The organism is Poseidonocella sp. HB161398, assembly GCF_005870025.1.
In the GTDB taxonomy this organism is placed as follows: Bacteria; Pseudomonadota; Alphaproteobacteria; order Rhodobacterales; family Rhodobacteraceae; genus Mangrovicoccus.
On sequence record NZ_VATA01000001.1, the window covers coordinates 190666 to 206808 of the forward strand.

The 16143-nt window shown below is 73.5% G+C and carries 11 protein-coding genes and 1 pseudogene; 6 read left to right on the plus strand and 6 right to left on the minus strand.

Annotation, left to right across the window (positions count from 1 at the left end; translation table 11 throughout):
* Window positions 1–631: 631 nt before the first annotated feature.
* From FGX59_RS39535 to FGX59_RS00815, 3 genes and pseudogenes are all read left to right on the plus strand, one after another.
* Window positions 632–1000: pseudogene (locus FGX59_RS39535) on the plus strand (hypothetical protein); the annotation flags it as partial.
* Between the two features lie 87 nt (window positions 1001–1087).
* Window positions 1088–1981, plus strand: a complete 894-nt coding sequence (locus FGX59_RS00810) for a LysR family transcriptional regulator (RefSeq protein ID WP_138464397.1) — start codon at window positions 1088–1090, stop codon at window positions 1979–1981.
* Window positions 1982–2124: 143 nt separating this feature from the next.
* Complete coding sequence (locus FGX59_RS00815; RefSeq protein ID WP_138464399.1) at window positions 2125–3336, plus strand: MFS transporter; 1212 nt, start codon at window positions 2125–2127, stop codon at window positions 3334–3336.
* A gap of 171 nt (window positions 3337–3507) precedes the next feature.
* Here FGX59_RS00815 and FGX59_RS00820 read toward each other — a convergent pair whose 3' ends face one another.
* From FGX59_RS00820 to FGX59_RS37395, 6 genes are all read right to left on the minus strand, one after another.
* Window positions 3508–4959, minus strand: a complete 1452-nt coding sequence (locus FGX59_RS00820; RefSeq protein WP_138464401.1) for a fused MFS/spermidine synthase — start codon at window positions 4957–4959, stop codon at window positions 3508–3510.
* Window positions 4960–5372: 413 nt separating this feature from the next.
* On the minus strand, window positions 5373–6131 hold the full coding sequence (locus FGX59_RS00825; protein WP_138464403.1) for a metallophosphoesterase: 759 nt from the start codon (window positions 6129–6131) through the stop codon (window positions 5373–5375).
* A gap of 633 nt (window positions 6132–6764) precedes the next feature.
* Window positions 6765–8465, minus strand: coding sequence for a hypothetical protein (locus FGX59_RS00830; protein ID WP_138464405.1), 1701 nt, complete (start codon window positions 8463–8465; stop codon window positions 6765–6767).
* A 66-nt stretch (window positions 8466–8531) separates the two neighbouring features.
* Window positions 8532–8783 (minus strand): hypothetical protein, encoded by a 252-nt coding sequence (locus tag FGX59_RS00835; RefSeq protein ID WP_138464407.1) that lies wholly within the window; start codon window positions 8781–8783, stop codon window positions 8532–8534.
* A gap of 110 nt (window positions 8784–8893) precedes the next feature.
* Window positions 8894–9880, minus strand: a complete 987-nt coding sequence (locus FGX59_RS00840; protein WP_138464408.1) for a homocysteine S-methyltransferase family protein — start codon at window positions 9878–9880, stop codon at window positions 8894–8896.
* Window positions 9880–10038, minus strand: a complete 159-nt coding sequence (locus tag FGX59_RS37395; protein WP_171060450.1) for a hypothetical protein — start codon at window positions 10036–10038, stop codon at window positions 9880–9882. Before FGX59_RS37395 ends, FGX59_RS00840 begins: the two co-directional genes overlap by 1 nt.
* Before the next feature lie 196 nt (window positions 10039–10234).
* On the opposite strand from FGX59_RS37395, the gene FGX59_RS00845 reads away from it, so the two are divergent.
* The 3 genes from FGX59_RS00845 to FGX59_RS00855 are packed head-to-tail and all read left to right on the plus strand — an operon-like array spanning window position 10235 to window position 15157.
* Window positions 10235–10810, plus strand: coding sequence for a GNAT family N-acetyltransferase (locus FGX59_RS00845; RefSeq protein ID WP_138464410.1), 576 nt, complete (start codon window positions 10235–10237; stop codon window positions 10808–10810).
* A 13-nt stretch (window positions 10811–10823) separates the two neighbouring features.
* Window positions 10824–14522 (plus strand): AAA family ATPase, encoded by a 3699-nt coding sequence (locus FGX59_RS00850; protein WP_138464412.1) that lies wholly within the window; start codon window positions 10824–10826, stop codon window positions 14520–14522.
* Window positions 14522–15157 carry a VOC family protein gene (locus FGX59_RS00855; RefSeq protein WP_171060451.1) on the plus strand — a complete coding sequence of 212 codons (636 nt, stop codon included), beginning with the start codon at window positions 14522–14524 and terminating at the stop codon, window positions 15155–15157. Before FGX59_RS00850 ends, FGX59_RS00855 begins: the two co-directional genes overlap by 1 nt.
* The last annotated feature ends 986 nt before the right edge of the window (window positions 15158–16143 follow it).

The following is a 16143-nucleotide window of genomic DNA, read 5'->3' on the forward strand; positions in this document are numbered from 1 at the left end:
CCCTGCACGTGCTCCGTTTACAGTGAGGCAGCGCCCGCCATCGGTCCGGGGACGATCCCGAATGGCATCGAGGGCGAAGGGGCGGTGCGACCCTGGTCCCGATGGGGCCGTGCAAGCGCGCAGCAAGGCACAGGCGCAAGCGTGACGGCTGGAAGCGGCGCGTTCGCGGAGCCGCCCGGACCGGTGGCGCGGCCCGCTCGTGGCGCAGGATCCATCCGGGGAGCGGGGAGGATCGGCCAACCGTTCCCGGGGACGGATTGCCCTGGCGGATATGGATATCCGCGCCGTCGGCGTGACCTCCGGCAATGCCGGCGATGCCGAGCCGGTGAACGCCACCGGTCCGGGCCAACCGGCGAGGGATGCCGCCCGGGCTGCTCCCTCAGACCCCGGGGGACGGGGAGGGCGCCGGGGCACCGCCGAGTTGCCAGCGGATGCTCCACCGGTTCGAGCACCGCTGGCGACGGCCATGACATGCGGCCCTGCCCTGATGCCATCGCCGACGGCGGCGCAGCGGAGGCGGTTCGCCGGGCAGGGCTCCGCCCGTACAGCCCTCAAATCCTCCACAGGAGGATGTGCCGCTGAAGCGGACCGGCCTGACCTCCCCCGGACCTTTCGCCGGTCCTCCTCACGTCCGCCGAGGCGGATGGCGAGGTCACGGAAGCCGGACACGGCCGGAACTCGCGCGCGAAACGAGGTCCTGCGGGCATCGAAGCATCTTGGCCGGGCGCTCTGGCGGAACCGGAGCGGGGAACCACTGCCGGAGCAGGGTCGGGACATATGCCGGACCGGGAAGCGCTCCGGCATGGCGTTTCCCCCCGATTGAAGGACCGGCGCGCCCCTTGCCGGGCAGCGCCCGATGTCACGCGCGTTCCCCTGTCCGGGGGAGGAGGTCCGGATCCGCGCGGCGGTCCCCGCCCCCTTCACGGCCCTTGGCATGCCGGTCGCCGTGGCGCTGGGACTGGTGCATCCGGGGAGCGGGGAAATTGCGGCCCTCGGCTGATTTCCGCGACAGCGCCCTGCCGCGGCCCTTTGCAACCGGGACCGTCCTGGTCCATGGCTGGAAGGCCAGACCCACCGGAGATGCCTCATGGACCGCGAATTGCTCGGCGACCTCTCGACCCTTCTCGCCGTGGCCGAGGAAGGCAATTTCACCCGCGCGGGCCACCGGTTGGGCGTGTCGCAATCCGCCGTCAGCCACACGATCAGGCGGCTGGAGGACCGGATCGGCGTCCGGCTGCTGAACCGCAGCGCGCGCAAGGTGACGGCCACGGATGCGGGCGAGCAGCTGCTGGCGGCGCTGCGGCCGAGCTTCGCCGCGCTCGGCAGCCGGATCGAGGAGATCCGGACCCTCGGCGAAAGGCCCTCCGGCCTGCTGCGCATCACCGCCAGCGTCCCGGCGACACGCGACATCCTCTGGCCGGTGGCCTCGCAGCTGGTACGCGACTACCCGCAGGTGCGGATCGAGATCAGCAGCGAGGGCCGGCTGTCGGATCTGGCCGAGGACCGGTATGACTGCGCGATCCGGCTGGGCGAGCATCTGAGCCCCGACATGATCGCCGTGCCGGTCGGGCCGCCGCTGGAAATGGCCGCGGTCGCGGCGCCGGACTATCTTGCGGCGCGCGGCACGCCCCGGCATCCCGACGAGCTGGAGGCGCATGACTGCCTCCTGATGCGGCACCGCGCCGACGGGCCGGTCTATGACTGGGAATTCGAGATCGACGGCGCCGAGGTGGTCCGGAAGTTGACGGGGCCGTTCATCCTGAACGACCCGCGGCTGGTGCTGGAGGCGGCGCGATCCGGGCATGGCCTGGCCTATCTTCCGCTGCCCGAAGTGCAGGCCGATCTTGACAGCGGCAGGCTGCGGCGGGTGCTGGCGGGGTTCTGCCCGCCCTTCGACGGCTACCACCTGTGCTACATGGGCCGCCGCAACCAGAGCTCGGCCCTGCGGCTGCTGATCGACCGGCTGCGCCACCGAGGATGAGAGGGATTCATGGCTCTCATGCCATTTCCGCCTCTGCCGCCCGGACCGCCCTGCCTGTATCTCCCCTCCGAGCCTCCCCGCCGAGGCGTCCCCTCCCCCTGCGTCCGGATGCCGGCGCGGGGTGCCCGACCTTGGAGATCCCCATGCCATCCGCCACCGCCGCGCCCGCCGGGGCGTCCCTCGACCGCCCGGCCAACTGGGGCGCCGTCATCGCCCTGTCGCTCGGGACCTTCGCCCTTGTCGCCTCGGAATTCATGCCGGTCAGCCTGCTGACGCCGATCGCCGCCGACCTTGCCGTCACCGAGGGCCAGGCGGGCCAGGCGATCGCGGTCTCGGGCGGCTTCGCGGTGCTGGCCAGCCTGGGCCTCGGCACCCTGACGCGGGACATGGACCGCCGTCACGTCCTGCTGGCGCTGGTCGCGCTCATGCTGGTCTCGGGCACGCTGGCGGCGCTCGCCCCGGGTTTCGGCGTCTTCCTGGCGGGGCGCGCGCTGATCGGCGTGGCGATCGGCGGCTTCTGGTCGATGTCGGCGGCCATTGCCATGCGGCTGGTCCCCGAGGCCTCGGTGCCGCGGGCGCTGGCGATCTTCAATGGCGGCAACGCGCTGGCCACGGTCGTGGCGGCGCCGATGGGCAGCCTGCTGGGCGGGATGTTCGGCTGGCGCATGGCCTTCCTGTGCCTGGTCCCGGTCGCGGCGATCGTGCTGGTCTGGCTCTGGGCCAGCCTGCCGCGCATGGCGCCCGCCGCGCGCGCCGGAAACGGCAATGTCTTCGCCCTGCTGCGCCGTCCTGTCGTCGCTCTGGGACTGCTGGCGACGGCGCTGTTCTTCATGGGCCAGTTCACCCTCTTCACCTATCTGCGGCCCTTCCTCGAAACCGTGACGGGGGTCGCGGTGCCCGAGCTGACCGCGATGCTGCTGCTGCTCGGCCTCGCGGGCCTGGCCGGGACGGCGGCGATCGGCAGGCCGCTCGCGCGGGCGCTCTACCCGGTGCTGGTCATCTGGCCGCTGCTCCTGGCCGCTGTCGGGGCCGGGCTGATCGCCTTCGGCCATAGCGCGGCCGGAACCGGCGCGCTGATGATCTGCTGGGGGTTCCTCGCGACCTCCGCCCCGGTCGGCTACTGGACCTGGCTGGCGCGCACGCTGCCGGACGATGCCGAAGCGGGCGGCGGCCTGATGGTGGCGATCGTGCAGCTTTCGATCACGCTCGGGGCCAGCCTCGGCGGCCTCCTCTACGACGCGGGCGGCCACGTGCCGGCCTTCGGCGCCGCCGTAGTCCTGCTGGTCCTGTCAAGCGGCGCGGCGCTGCGCGCGATGGCGACGGCAGGCGCGCAGCGCGGCGCCGCGGCAGCCTGACCCGGCTCGCCGCAGCTGGGTGGATGCCGCTGTGCCCGCGTCGGGCCATGGCCCTGCTGCGTCCCGCGACAGCGCGCTCCGGCCGGCGGCCCGCCGCGCCCGGCCGCAGCCCTGCCACCGGCCGCTCGGGCGGCAATCGGCGCCCGAGCGGCCGTCACGGTTCCGCGCGGCCTAGCGGTGGCCGACCCAGCCCCGGTCGTCGGTGAAGGCCCGGCCCGGCGCGATGGCCACCGGGGCGTAGCCGGCTGGCAGGGCCTCGAGCGGAGCCAGGGGCCGGTCCGCGGCGGCGAGCAGCGTATTCGCGGCGCCGCGTGCGCTGAGGGGCCCCTGCACGGCTTCGACATGCGGATAGAGGCCGGTCAGGATCGCATGGAGGCCGCGTTCCAGACGGCCTCCGGGGCGGTCGATCAGGTTCACGTAGACCGGACCGTCGACGATCTCCCGCAGCCGCGCATAGGTCTCTACCGTTGCCAGATGCGCCGGAACCGAGGAGGACGAGAAGGCGTCGACCACCGCGGCATCGAAGCGCTGTCCGGTCTCGTTGACGAATACCCGCCCGTCGGCATGCACGATCCCGAGCCGGCCGGTCCCGCCCCGGCCCGCCTCATAGCCGGTCCGTTCGATCATCGCCGAGGCGGCCGGCATGTGCTGCCGCACGACCTGCGTGACCAGCGGATCGATCTCGACCGCGACGGCTCTGGCCCCGGGGCGCGAGGCCAGCAGCCTGGCGGGCAGGGTATAGCCGCCGCCGCCGATGAAGAGCACGGTGGCTTCCGGAGCGAGATCGCGCTCCATCCGCGCCCAGACCCATTGCGCATAGGGCAGCACCAGCTCGGGCGGCACGTCGGCCGGGGCATCGGAGGGGGCAATGCGCTCTGCGGCCTGGGCGGTGCGGTCCGACAGCAGGGTCACCGTTGCGCCGTGGCGCCTGACATCGATGCAGGACAGGCCGGATTCGTACCTGCAGGCGGGTCCGAGCGCCAGGCTGCCCGCCAGGACCAGGGCCGGGAGCGCCAGGGAGCGCAGCGTTTCCCGCAGGGGCGGACGCCCGCCCTCCCTCAGGAACGGCACGCAGAGCAGGCTGGCCGCGCCGCAGGCGGCGAAGGTCGCGGCCGAGCCGAGGAAGGGCAGTGCCGCGAAGCCGGCGAGGATCGCACCGAAGATCGCGCCGAGCGAGCCCGCCGCAAGCACGATGCCGAGCGATGATCCCTCGCGGCCGGGCCGCGCCTCGACGGCGAGCTTGGCGAGAAAGGGCGAGGGAAAGCTGACGAGCACCGAGGCCGGGAAGAAGGCGGCGGCGACGGTGACCATCATGCCGCCGGTGCCGCGCGCGCCCGCGGCGTGCAGGAGCGCCAGGATGGCGGGCGACAGCGCCATCAGCACCGAGGTTGCGACGAGCGCCCGGCGCATCCGGCCGAAGGCGGTGCGGCGCTCGCCTTCCGCGGCGAGCCCGCCAAGCGCATTGCCCAGGGAGAACCCGGCCAGCACCGCCGCGATGACCGCGGTCCAGGTGATCAGCGAGGTGCCGAAGAACGGGGCCAGCACGCGCCCGGCGGCGATCTCGTAGGTCAGGCCGACAACGGACAGGACCAGCAGCAGGCCGATCGTGGTCCAGAACCTCATGGGCGTCTCCTCGGTCCTATGGTCTCCGGCGCCGGGCGGTCCTGCGGGCGCCGCGTCCGGATCTAGGCGCCACGCCGGAGCGCGGCAAGCCGCCGGCCCGGGCCTGCGCCGATGCGGCACATCCGGCTGCGGCCGGGAAACAGGGGCGGAAGGCCGCCGCGCCGCCGCCGGGACCGTGCGCGGCCGTTGCGCCGCGGAGCCTGCCTTGCGCATCGCGCCTGCCCGGGGGGCGACCGTCATCGGACCGCGCTCCGGATTGCTGCCTGCCGGTCGCCCCGCCAGTCCCCGGCCGACCCTTGCCCTGCGGTCGCGGCACCTCCGCCGCCGCGCCGCGAAAGGCGGGCTTGCGGCGCGCCCGGAGAGGTGCTGCAGCGGGCCGGGCCGACCGGCAGGCCGTCGCGTTCCCGGCCCGTTCAGGCGACCCAGCCCGTCGCCAGCCGCGTCTCCCAATGGGCATGGCCGCCCGCCCGCGCCAGTTCGATCATCCTGCCCGGATCATAGGGCACGTGGCGGAAGCTTGTCTGCCACCCGGCGCCTGTCCGCTCGGCCACCGCGTAGCAGGCGGCGCCGGTGCCGGCCTGGACCATGTGGGGCACAGGCAGGTCGTCGACATAGGCGGGACAGCCGACGCTGCCGGGGTTCAGGATCACGCGTCCGTCGGGCAGATCCATGCGGCGGGGCAGGTGGGTGTGACCGCAGAGCAGGAGGCCCGCCTCGATCCCGGCCGCGGCGGCCGCGACCTCGTCCCGCGGCCTGGCCACGACGTCGCCCTCCGGCGAAACGGTCTCCAGCCAGTAGGTCGTGTCGCTTTCCGGCGTCCCGTGGCAGGCGAAGACATCGCCGGACAGCCAGAGTTCGGGCGGAAGCCGCCGCAGCCAGTCGAGGTGCCGCGCCTCGATCTGGTCGAACGCGGCCCCGTCGACCGGGTGCATGTCCTCGCGCGCGGTCGCGGCGAGCCACCGGTCATGGTTGCCGCGGACCGACGGCATGTCCAGCGGCATCAGGATGTCGGCCGTCTCGCGCGCGGCCATCGGCCCGCTCAGATGGTCGCCGAGATTGACGATGCTGGCGATGCCCTGATCCGCGATGTCCCGCAGGACGGCTTTCAGGGCATCGGAATTGCCGTGGATGTCGGCAATGACGGCGAAGCGGCTGGAATCGAAGGTCTTCATGCCGGTACCCTGCCACGGCTCCGGTGCGCAGGCAGCCGGAAACGCGCTCCTTCCCGGCATCCCCGCGCATCTGCCCGGAATGGAGGCATCCCGCGCGGCGTCCAGCCGGCCTGGCCGCTGCGTCGGGGCTTGCGCGGCCGCGGCGCCGGTGCGGCCCGCATCCGCGCAAGCCCGGCCGGCGGCGGCTTCCCGTCCGGATCGGCCCGTCCGGCCGCCTGGCTCTTCGCGTCGGCGAGGGGCGCGGTGGTCCCGTCCCGCTTCGGCGACGCGGCGCCCTTCGCGAATACCTTGGCCTTGGCCGGTGTCTCCCGCGCGGCGGCAGGCGCTGACCTGCGGTCCTGCGGGCCCGCCCGCGCAACCGGGCGCGCCTGGCGCGGCGCCGGTCCCGGAGGCCCATGACCGCTGTCCGGGGCAGGGCCGCCTGCAGAGCGGCTGCGCGGACCCGCCGCTGGCCATCCTCCCGGGCGGGCGCATGGGGGGCGCATCCGGCGCGCGGGCCCTTTGATCTGTCCGGGCGGGCAGCGCGCCGCGCAGGGAGGCGGCACGGACGCCACCCGCGGCTGGGCCCCCTCCCGGAGGGAAGGGCAGCCTGCTGCGCGGTCCGGGGGGGGGGCGGAGGCCCCCCGGCACAGGTCAGAGCCTGTTCAGCTCGGGCGCGTCATCGCCGAGCCAGGCGCGGCGGAAGGCCTCTTCGGCCTGGTCCTGCGACCAGTGATCGCCCCGCGCCCTTTCGACCTGCCAGAGCCCCCAGAGCGCCCAGCCATTGGCGGGATGGGTCTGGAGCGCGGCTTCGAAGGCCGCCCGGGCGCCTTGCATGTCACCGGCCTGGAGGCGGACGGCGCCCAGCGTCTGGCGCACTGGGTAGTACCAGTAGGACGGCTCCATGTAGGCGATCGTGTCCTCCAGCGCGATTGCCGCCTCGAGGTGATGCCCGGCGGCGGCCCAGTCGCCCGCGGCCTGGGCGATCCTGGCCTCGAGCACGTGCTTGGCGATGCCCAGCACGTCGCGGGCCGGCAGGAACTGCGCCTCCAGACCCGAAAGATCCGCCCCGGCGATGATCCGCTCGATGGCCTCCTGCTCCTTCAGCGCCCGTTCGGCATCGCCCATCAGCGCGAAGGCCGTGCCGCGCGCATAGTGCCAGTGTCCCTTGACGAAGGGGAAGCGGTCGCCCGGATCGGACAGCTCCAGGATGTCGCCCGGCGCGCTGAACTGCGCATGCGCTGTATAGGGGGCGGTATCGATGGCCTGCACCCAGGCGAGTTCGCTGCCGATCTCCTCCGAGGTCACCGATGCGAGCTTCCCGGCCGCGTCGAGCGCCGCCTCCTTCAGCCCGGCCATCTGCGCGCCGACCAGCAGGAAATGGACATTGTGCGGGTAGTAGCCGAAGCGGTAGAGCGCGCTGGCCCCGTCGCCGGCCGCCTGCAGATAGGCCTCGTCGGCAGCGATCGCCGCCTCGTTCACCGCGATCGATTCGCTATAGCGGCCGATGCGGTTGTAGATATGCGCGGGCATGTGGACGAGATGGCCCGCCATCGGCACGCTGCCGCGCAGCGCATCGGCGGCGGCCTCTGCCCGCGCGGGATCGGCCGAGGCCTCGACCGCATGGATGTAGAGATGCAGCGCGGCCGGGTGGTCCGGATCCGCCGCCATGGCGCGCTCGAGCGTGGCGAGGATCTCCGCGCCTGCGCCCTTCGGCGTGATCCCGTCCGCCTCCCAGTAGTCCCAGGGCTGCAGGTTCATCAGCGCGTCGGCATAGATGACCTGGATGTTCGCGTCCCCGGGATGGGCGGCCGCCAGTTCGGCCATGGCCGCGGCGAAGGCCCGGTCGAGCAGCGCCCGGTCGCCGCCTTCCGCGGCATAGCGCTGCGTGAGCGCCATCGCGAGATCGCGTTCCCGTCCGGGCGCGGCGGCGTCGACCGCCGACCAGGCGGCCTCGAAGGCCCGGGCCGCGTTCTCGGGATGCATGCCGTCATTGAGGTTCGGCCCCAGCGCATAGGCCTCGCCCCAGAAGCAGGCCGAGCAGTCCGGATCCGCCTCCTGCGCGGCGCGGAAGGCCCGGGCCGCGGCGGCGTGGTTGAAGCCCCAGAGATGGGCGATCCCCTGTTCGAAGGCCGCGCGCGCGCCGGGCACGGGGGTGCCGGGGTCGAAGCCGAAATCGCCGTAGCCGGATATCGCGGCGGCGGCGGCCGCATTGGCTGCGGGCAGATCGCCGGCGGCATGCGCGACGCCGGGCTTGTAGAGTTCGGTGCGGCGCTCGGTTTCATGGGCCGCTGCCGGCAGGGCGAGGGCCGTCGTGGCCGCAAGGAACGCGGCGCGGGTCAGTCGGAAAGACATCTGGTTTCCTTTCTGGAAAATCTGTAGCCGCCGGGCAGGGCCCGCGCGGACGGGAAAGCGGGAGGCTCAGTAGGCCGTGCCGCGGTAGCGGCGGGCACCAGGCGCGGGCGCGGACGCGGCGCGCGGGATGGCACCGCAATGGGCGGCACCGCGATAGACCAGGCGGCGGCGGCTGCGGACCTGCGCCTCCGGCAGGTCCGCAGGGCGATAGGCGGTCCCGCGGTACTGCAGAACCGAGCCCGCGGTCGGCGCGGCGGCAGGGCGCGCGAGGCCAGACGCGAGACCGGCCGGGGAAAACTCGGGCGAGAGAACGGACATGGATGAATTCCTTTCGGCAATGAGATGGACGTGCTGCGCGGAACGGCTCCGGGCGGCGGAGGGGCCAGGGACGCGGAGAGGTCAGGGCGGGCGTCGCCGCCTTGCGGGTGTCAGGGGCATGCGGTGGCCCTCCGCGCCGCAGGGCTGCCGGTGCCATGCGCCAGGCAGCACCCGGCGATGGCGTCCACATGCCGGTGATCGGTGCCGCAGCAGCCGCCGAAGACCCGCAGGCCGGGCAGCAGGCGCCGGAGCCCCGCATAGTCGCGGCCGAGCTCGTCGGGGTTCCCGGCATCGAGCGCCTCGGCGGCGTCGAGCTCGGCATGGCTCATTCGCGACGCGTTGGCCCGGATGCCCCCGATGCGTTTCAGCCAGGGCGCGCCGGTCTGCAGGGCCGTGCGGAAATGGTCGGGATGCGCGCAGTTGACCATGAAATAGGCTGCGGCTCCGGCGGTCATCATGTCGGTCTGCTCGATCGCATCGGCAAGCGGCGTGCCGTCGGGCAGGCGCCCGTCGGTTTCCACCGTGTAGGAGACCGCCGCGGGCAGGCCGGCCTCTGCGGCCGCCCGGATGACGCCGGCCCCCTCGTTCACGGTCGAGAGCGTGAAGGCGCTGACCATGTCGGCGGCGGTGGCCGCGAACCAGCCGATCTGCTCGGCATGATAGGCCTGCGCCTCGTCGGCGGTCATCGCGGTGTCGGGGCGGTAGCCGTCGCCGCGCGGCCCGATATTGCCCGAGATGACAACCGGCGAGACGGTCCCGGCCTCCTCGCGCAGGTCGCAGAGCAGGGCGATGGCCAGCGCGTTGAAGCGCGCGAGCGCCTCCGGGCCGTGGCCCAGCTGCGCGCCCCAGTCCCGGCTGGCGCGCCAGGTCGGGGCCTCCAGCAGGAAGCCGGTGCCGTGCTCTGCGGCGATGGCGAGATGGCGGCGGAAATAGGCCCGCAGCCGGGCGCGGCCCTCGGCGCTGGCGAGCAGCGGATAGGCCGCGAAGCAGGGCAGATCGAGGCCCTCGAGGAAGATGAGCGTGGTTTCGAGCCCGGAATCGGTCAGCATGTCGCGGCCCTCGACCTGGGGCAGGCTGCTGCGGTGGAGCGCGCGCATCAGAGCCTCCCCTGCAGGCCGGCCAATGCGATGGCACCGGCGGAGGACGCGGGATCGACGGCGGCAAGGCCGATGTCGCGGCGCAGATGCGCGCCCATCGGCAAGGGACGGTCGCCGGGGCGGCGGGAGAGCGGAGGACGAAAGCGACGGAAGAGCATGATTGCATCCTTTCGGGAGCTGATGCCCCGTCTTCTCGCAGGGGCGTGATCGCGCCGTTCCCCCGGGCGTTACCGCAGCGTTAAAACGGCAGAGCGCGGGCGGATCGCGATTTACAGCGCGCCGGCGGTCTGTGAGCGTGGGGCAGGACAGCCCGTCTCGCGCGACGCGCCGGACACCGACCGAGGAGACCCCGCCATGAGCCCCGCAGATCCGGCAGAGCCGGAGGAGACCATTTCCATCCGGCATGTCCGGCCGGGGGACATCGGCGCCGTGGCCGAAATCCTGGAGTCGGAGCATGTGAATCAGGGCACGCAGCGCCTGCCCTTCCATCCGCTTTCGGTGATCGAGGCGCGGCTGGCCGACGATCCCGCGAAATTCAAGCTGGTGGCCGAGATCGGCGGCCGCGTCGCCGGCTATGGCGAACTGGAAACCTGGCCGGACCGGCCGCGGCTCTGCCATGGCGGCGAGGTGGACATGGTCGCGACGCATCCCGCCTTCCGCGGCCGCGGCGTCGGCCGGGCCCTGCTTGCCGCGATGGTCGATCTGTCCGACCGGTGGCTGCAGCTCTCGCGGCTGCAGCTTTTCGTCTGGGAGGGAAACGACCGCGCCATCCGCCTCTACGAGGAATTCGGCTTTGCCGCCGAGGGCCGGCTGCGGCAGTTCGTGTTCGTCGACGGGGTCTACCGCGATGCCTTCCTGATGGCCCGGCTGAAAGAGCGGCAGATCGCTGCCGGCCCGGCCGAAGGGGGACCGGAGCTGCCCCGGCCGTGATAGGCTGCGGAGCATGGAGAAGCTCTGCATCAACCTCTTCGGGGTGTTTTCGGCCCGCGCGGGCGGCGTCCCGCTGCGGATGCCGACCCGCCGGGCCGAACTCGTCCTCGCGCTGCTGGCGCTCTCGCCCGGCAAGGCGGTCAGCCGGGCCCATCTCGCCGCGCTGCTATGGCCGGGACAGGAGGATGCCCAGGCGCGGGCGTCGCTGCGGCAGGCGATCTTCCGGCTGCGCGGCGCGCTCGGGGACGCCCACGCCCCGGCAATCGAGAGCACGGCGGTCTGGCTGAAGCTGCGGCCCGAGGCTGTCGCGCTGGATGCCGACGCCCTTGCGGCGGGGGAGGATGCGGATCTGCCCGAGGGCCTGCCGCTGGACGGCCTTTCCGGCTTCGAGCCGGAGATCGAGGACCTACTGGACACCGCGCGCGCCGATCTGCGCCGCAGGCTGGCCGAGGGGCTGGCCGCCGCCTCGGCAAGGGCGGCCGGGGACCGCCGCTATGCTGATCTGGAAAGCCTTGCCCGGCGCCGCCTCGCGCTGGAGCCCTATGACGAGGCCGCGCTGCGCGACCAGATGACGGCGCTGTGGCGGCAGGGGCAGCGCAATGCCGCGCTGACCGCCTTCCGCGACATCAGCCAGCGCATCCGGAACGATCTGTCCGTCGCGGTCGAGCCCGAGACGCAGGCGCTCTACCAGGCCATCCGGGCCTCGGTCACGCGCCCGCCCCCGGCCGAAGCAGCGCCGTCTCCCGGCAGCGCGCCCCGGGAGACGGAGGTTCCGCTCTCCGCGGCTGCGGAACCGGACGCCGCCGCAGTGGCCCAACCGGCGCATCTGCGGCTTCTCGCGGTGGTGCATGTCGCCTCGGAACGGCTGCGGGCGGCCCTGCGCGACCCCGATCCGGAAAGCGCCGAAGCCGGAAGCCTCGCCGTGATTGCCGGCATCGAGGCGGCGGTGTCCCGCGAGGGCGGCGAACTCATCGGCCGGGCCGGGCACCACCTCTCCGCCGTGTTCGGTGCCAGCCGTCCCGACGAGAGCCCGGCGCTGTCCGCGGCCCTGGCCGCCTTCGAGATCGCGGGCCGCGACTGCGCGGTCGGCATCCATGCCGGCCCGGGCCTCGTCGGCCTGCGCTCGGGCACCTTCCCGCTCGTCCATCTCGCCCAGTCGCTGGCCGGGCTGGCAGTGCCGGGCGAGGTCCGGATCACGGCGGAGATCGAGGCCGCCTGCCGGGGCGCGTTCGAAATGCACCGCGCCGGGGCCCTGGCGGACGAGGGCGGCGGGGAGGGGATCCCGACATGGCGGCTCGGACGCGAGACCGCGGGCCGCGGCGGGTTCGATATCCGCAGGGCGCGCGGTCTCAGCCGGTTCTGCGGGCGCGTCGCCGAGCTGGAGAAACTGGGCGAGGTCGCCCGCCAGCAGACGCCCCGGATCGCGGTGGTGACCGGCGAGCCCGGCATCGGCAAGTCCCGCCTCGTGCATGAATTCCTCGGGCAGTCCCGGCCGGGCACCGTGCTGCGGGTCCAGCTGGCGCCGGGCGAGACCGGCGGCGGGCTCGCGCGGTTTGCCGCGATCCTGCGGGGTCTCGCGGCGGCCGGACCGGACCTGCCCGCGGGGCAGCTTCTCGACAGGCTGACCGAGGGCTGGGAGGCGCCGGGACCAGCCGCGAGCCTGCGGCCCGCCCTTGCGGCCGTCCTGGACGAACGGGAGGAGATGCGCCCCTGGCTCGGCCGGCCGCGCAACCAGCGCATGCAGGCGCTGGCGGATGCGCTGCTGACGGCGGTGGAGGTCCTTGCCGGACGGCAGGCGATCCTTCTGGTCGAGGATGCCCATTGGGCCGACGAGGATGCCGGCCTGCTGCTGGAACGGCTGGCGCTTTCGCTCCATGCCGCGGGGCCGATGATGATCGTGACCAGGCGGACGGGGGCGGCGGCGGCCTGGCAGGGGCACGAGACCGTGCTGAACCTGGCCCTGCGGGCGCTGGAGCGCAGCGAAGCGGCAGCGCTGCTCGATACGCTGGACTTGCCGGGCACGGCCCGCCCGGCGGTCCTGGCGCGCGGCGCGGGCGTGCCGCTGTTCCTCGAGGAGCTGTCGCGCGCCGCCGCGGCCGATGCGGCCCTGTTCGGCGGGCCGGGCGCGGACAGCCCGCCCGACGCGCCGCTGCGCGAGATGCCGGTGCCGCTGCGCGGGATCCTGTCGCACCGCATCGACGCGCTGCCCGGGCATGCCCGCCAGGTGCTGGATGCGGCCTCGGTGCTCGGCGCGGAACCGGATGACAGCAGCCTCGCCGCGCTCTGCGGTCTGCCGCGGGACGTCTACGACATGGCGGTCTCGGTTCTGGCGGATGCCGATCTGCTCTACCGCATCCGGACCTATCCGCGGCGGTCCTACGCCTTCAAGCATGCCCTGATCCAGGACGCTGCCTATCACGGGATCCCCGGGCGCAGGCGGGCGGAGCTTCATGCCGCGGTGATCGCGGTCCATGACCAGGCCGGGACCGCGGACATGGCCGACGAGGCCGCGCTGGCGCGCCATGCGCTCGAGGGCGGCCTGCCGGACCGCGCGGTCGGCTTCGCGATGCAGGCGGCGCGGAGCGCGACCGAACGATCCGCCTATGCGCTGTCCGGCCGGATGACCGATATCGCGCTGGAGGCCGTCTCGAAATGCCGGCCGGGCGAGGACATGCTGCGGCTGGAGGCCGAAATCCTGACCTGGCGGCGCGCGCTGCTCTGGCCGCTCGGCCAGAAGGCGAAGACGGTGGAGGGGCTGGAGCGCGCCGAGGCGATCGCGCGCGATCTGGGCGATGATCTCATGCTTGCCGAGGTCTGCATCCATCGCGCCTATATCCACTCGGATGACGGCAATGCCGGGACCGGCCTGGACTATTCGGAAAAGGCGGCGGCGGCCGCGGCGCGGGCCGGCGACCGCCGCCTGGCCGCGGAGGCGGCGCTGGCGCGCTGCCAGATATTCTCGCTCCAGGGCAGGATGCGCGCGGCGCGGGACGCGATCGGCGGCCATGCCGGTGCCTGGGACGGCCGCAGGCACGCGCTCGACGGTCTGCTGGTCACGCGCTACGTGATGCTGCAGTTCCACCTGGCACGGATCAGCGGGGCGCTCGGAGACGGCGGCGGCGCCTGCGCGCATATCGGCAAGGCGGTCCGGACGGCGGTCGAGACGGCGCGGCCGGTGGACCGCTACATTGCCTGCCGGGTGATCGGCGATGTCTGCGCGTTGGCCGGGGCGCATGATCTGGCGCACCGGGCCTTCGCGGCGTCGCGGGACATCGCGGCACGGGCGGAGCTCCCGGCCTACGTGACCTGGGCCGAGGCCGAAATCGCCGAGATCGAGCTGGACTCGGGCCATCGGGAGACGGCCGCCGCGACATTGCGCCGGTTCCTCGACAGCAGCGGCAGGGCGCTTCTGAGGATCGCGCAGATCAAGGCGCAGGCCGCCCTGGCATGTGCCATGCCGGGCGAGGGAGCGGCGGGCATGGCCTCCCTCGAAGCCGCCCTGGCCGAGGCCGAAGCGGCCGCGCTGCCGCTTGTCCGGATCAAGCTGCTGAACGCGATGTCGGCGCGGCTCGCAGAGAGCGGGTCCGGCCAGGCCGCGGCCCTTGCGCGGATGGCGGACGGGATCTCGGCCGCCGAAGGGTACCGGCAGGCGGTTCCGCCCTCGGCGCGGCAGGTGGAGGCGTGGGTGCGGATGCTCGCAGAGGCCGTCTGATGCAGATCGACCATGTCTTCGTGTTTCCGCGCGATCTGCCGGCGCTCGAAGACCGGCTGGGCGCGGCCGGCCTCGTGCCCTCCTTCGGGCGCCGCCATCCCGGGCAGGGCACCGCGAACCTGTGCTATTGCTTCGAGAACACGTATCTCGAACTGCTCTGGATCGAGGACCGGCGGGCCCTGCGCGATCCGCGGGTCCGGCGCACGGGACTGGCGGAGAGAGGGTCCGGGCACCCCGCGGCCTGTCCCTTCGGGCTCGCCTGGCGCGGCGATCCGGACGATCCCGCGCCGGAGTGGTCCCTGTGGCGCTATCACGCGCCCTTCCTGCCGGATGGCGCATTCATTCCGGTCGCGGCGGAAAGCGACGACATGCGCCACCCGATGGTGTTCCGCTCTCCCGCCACGGCCGCCCCCGCGGACTGGACGGACGGGCGGGCCGGGGGCCTGCAGTCGGCCGCCGGTCTCGGCCCGGTCCGGCGGATCATCCTGGACTGTCCCCGCGGCTTCCGCGCCGGTCCGGTGCTCCGCGATCTTGCCGCGCGCACGATGCTGACGCTCCGGCCCGCCGAGGACTGGGGGCTGGAACTCGAGGTCGCCTCCGGTTCCGGGTCGGAGAGAGTGGGGCCCATCCGCTGATTGCAGGCAGCGGAAGGGCCCGGCCGACGCCAAGGTCGCGAAGACGGCAGACGGGGCCCGGTCTCGCGGCATGTTCGCTCTGCCCCTGCCGCTCTGGCGGCCCGGCCGATGCCTGCCGCGTCGCGGAGAGGGCGGGTCTCCGGCTCGCCGATTGTGCGGGAGGCCTCATGGCGCAGCGCAAGGGCCGTCCGAAGCCGGGCCATCGTTTCCAATGGCAGCCGGAAAGGCCGGCTTTCGGGGCACGGTCGCGAGGAGGCGGCCCCGTTTCCCGGCACAGGGGATTTCGTGGCCGGGCTGCCGAGTTTTCAGTATCCGTCCGTTGCGGCCGGACATGACGGCGCCGCGCCCGGGCGGAAGACGCGGATCCGGCATGCTGCCGAACCTGGCTGGTGAACATCCAGGAACGGCCGGGCGGGGCCGCGCCGCCCCGGCCTGGCCGGTCGCGGCACGGCCTTTCTGCCAGCGAAAGGCACGGGAGGCAGCCGGCGGCAGGCGGGCTCTGCCGGAGCTAGGCCCGGGCCGTTGCGCCGCAGTCCGGTTCTTCGACGTCGAGCGCCACCCTGCTGCGGCCGTCCCTGAAGCGGCCGCTCGGCCCGGTCCGCTGCATTCCCCGGCTGGCGGGCGGAGAGGTGCGCTTTGCCCCCCCTCCCGGCAACAGTGCCGACCTCCGCATCTGCGATGGGATGCTGTTGCCGCCCCGGCCTGGCAATTCCGGCCGTCGCGCGGCAGGGGACCTTGGAAGCGGACCCGTGCCTCGCTGCCACGTCTCGCAGAACGGGTGACGGGTCCTGCAAGGGGATCGGCAGGCGCCTCCGGGGCTCCCGGGTCCGCGATGCGGCCGAGGGGCGGGTCCGGCCAGGCGCCGATCCGTCCGCCGGTGCGAGCCCACGGGACCTCGGTTGGGCGGGGCGATCCATGCGGCGCGGCTTCGCCATGCTGCACTTCGCCGAGGGGCTCAGCCGACCAGCGCGCGCATCCGCCGTTCC

Excerpts from the sequence above, each read along its gene's own strand:
- FGX59_RS00845 (WP_138464410.1), top strand. The coding sequence starts at position 10,235 with ATGAGCCCCGCAGATCCGGCAGAGCCGGAGGAGACCATTTCCATCCGG.
- FGX59_RS00810 (WP_138464397.1), top strand. The coding sequence starts at position 1,088 with ATGGACCGCGAATTGCTCGGCGACCTCTCGACCCTTCTCGCCGTGGCC.
- FGX59_RS00830 (WP_138464405.1), bottom strand. The coding sequence starts at position 8,465 with ATGTCTTTCCGACTGACCCGCGCCGCGTTCCTTGCGGCCACGACGGCC.
- FGX59_RS00840 (WP_138464408.1), bottom strand. The coding sequence starts at position 9,880 with ATGCGCGCGCTCCACCGCAGCAGCCTGCCCCAGGTCGAGGGCCGCGAC.
- FGX59_RS00825 (WP_138464403.1), bottom strand. The coding sequence starts at position 6,131 with ATGAAGACCTTCGATTCCAGCCGCTTCGCCGTCATTGCCGACATCCAC.
- FGX59_RS00835 (WP_138464407.1), bottom strand. The coding sequence starts at position 8,783 with ATGTCCGTTCTCTCGCCCGAGTTTTCCCCGGCCGGTCTCGCGTCTGGC.
- FGX59_RS00850 (WP_138464412.1), top strand. The coding sequence starts at position 10,824 with ATGGAGAAGCTCTGCATCAACCTCTTCGGGGTGTTTTCGGCCCGCGCG.
- FGX59_RS00820 (WP_138464401.1), bottom strand. The coding sequence starts at position 4,959 with ATGAGGTTCTGGACCACGATCGGCCTGCTGCTGGTCCTGTCCGTTGTC.
- FGX59_RS37395 (WP_171060450.1), bottom strand. The coding sequence starts at position 10,038 with ATGCTCTTCCGTCGCTTTCGTCCTCCGCTCTCCCGCCGCCCCGGCGAC.
- FGX59_RS00815 (WP_138464399.1), top strand. The coding sequence starts at position 2,125 with ATGCCATCCGCCACCGCCGCGCCCGCCGGGGCGTCCCTCGACCGCCCG.
- FGX59_RS00855 (WP_171060451.1), top strand. The coding sequence starts at position 14,522 with ATGCAGATCGACCATGTCTTCGTGTTTCCGCGCGATCTGCCGGCGCTC.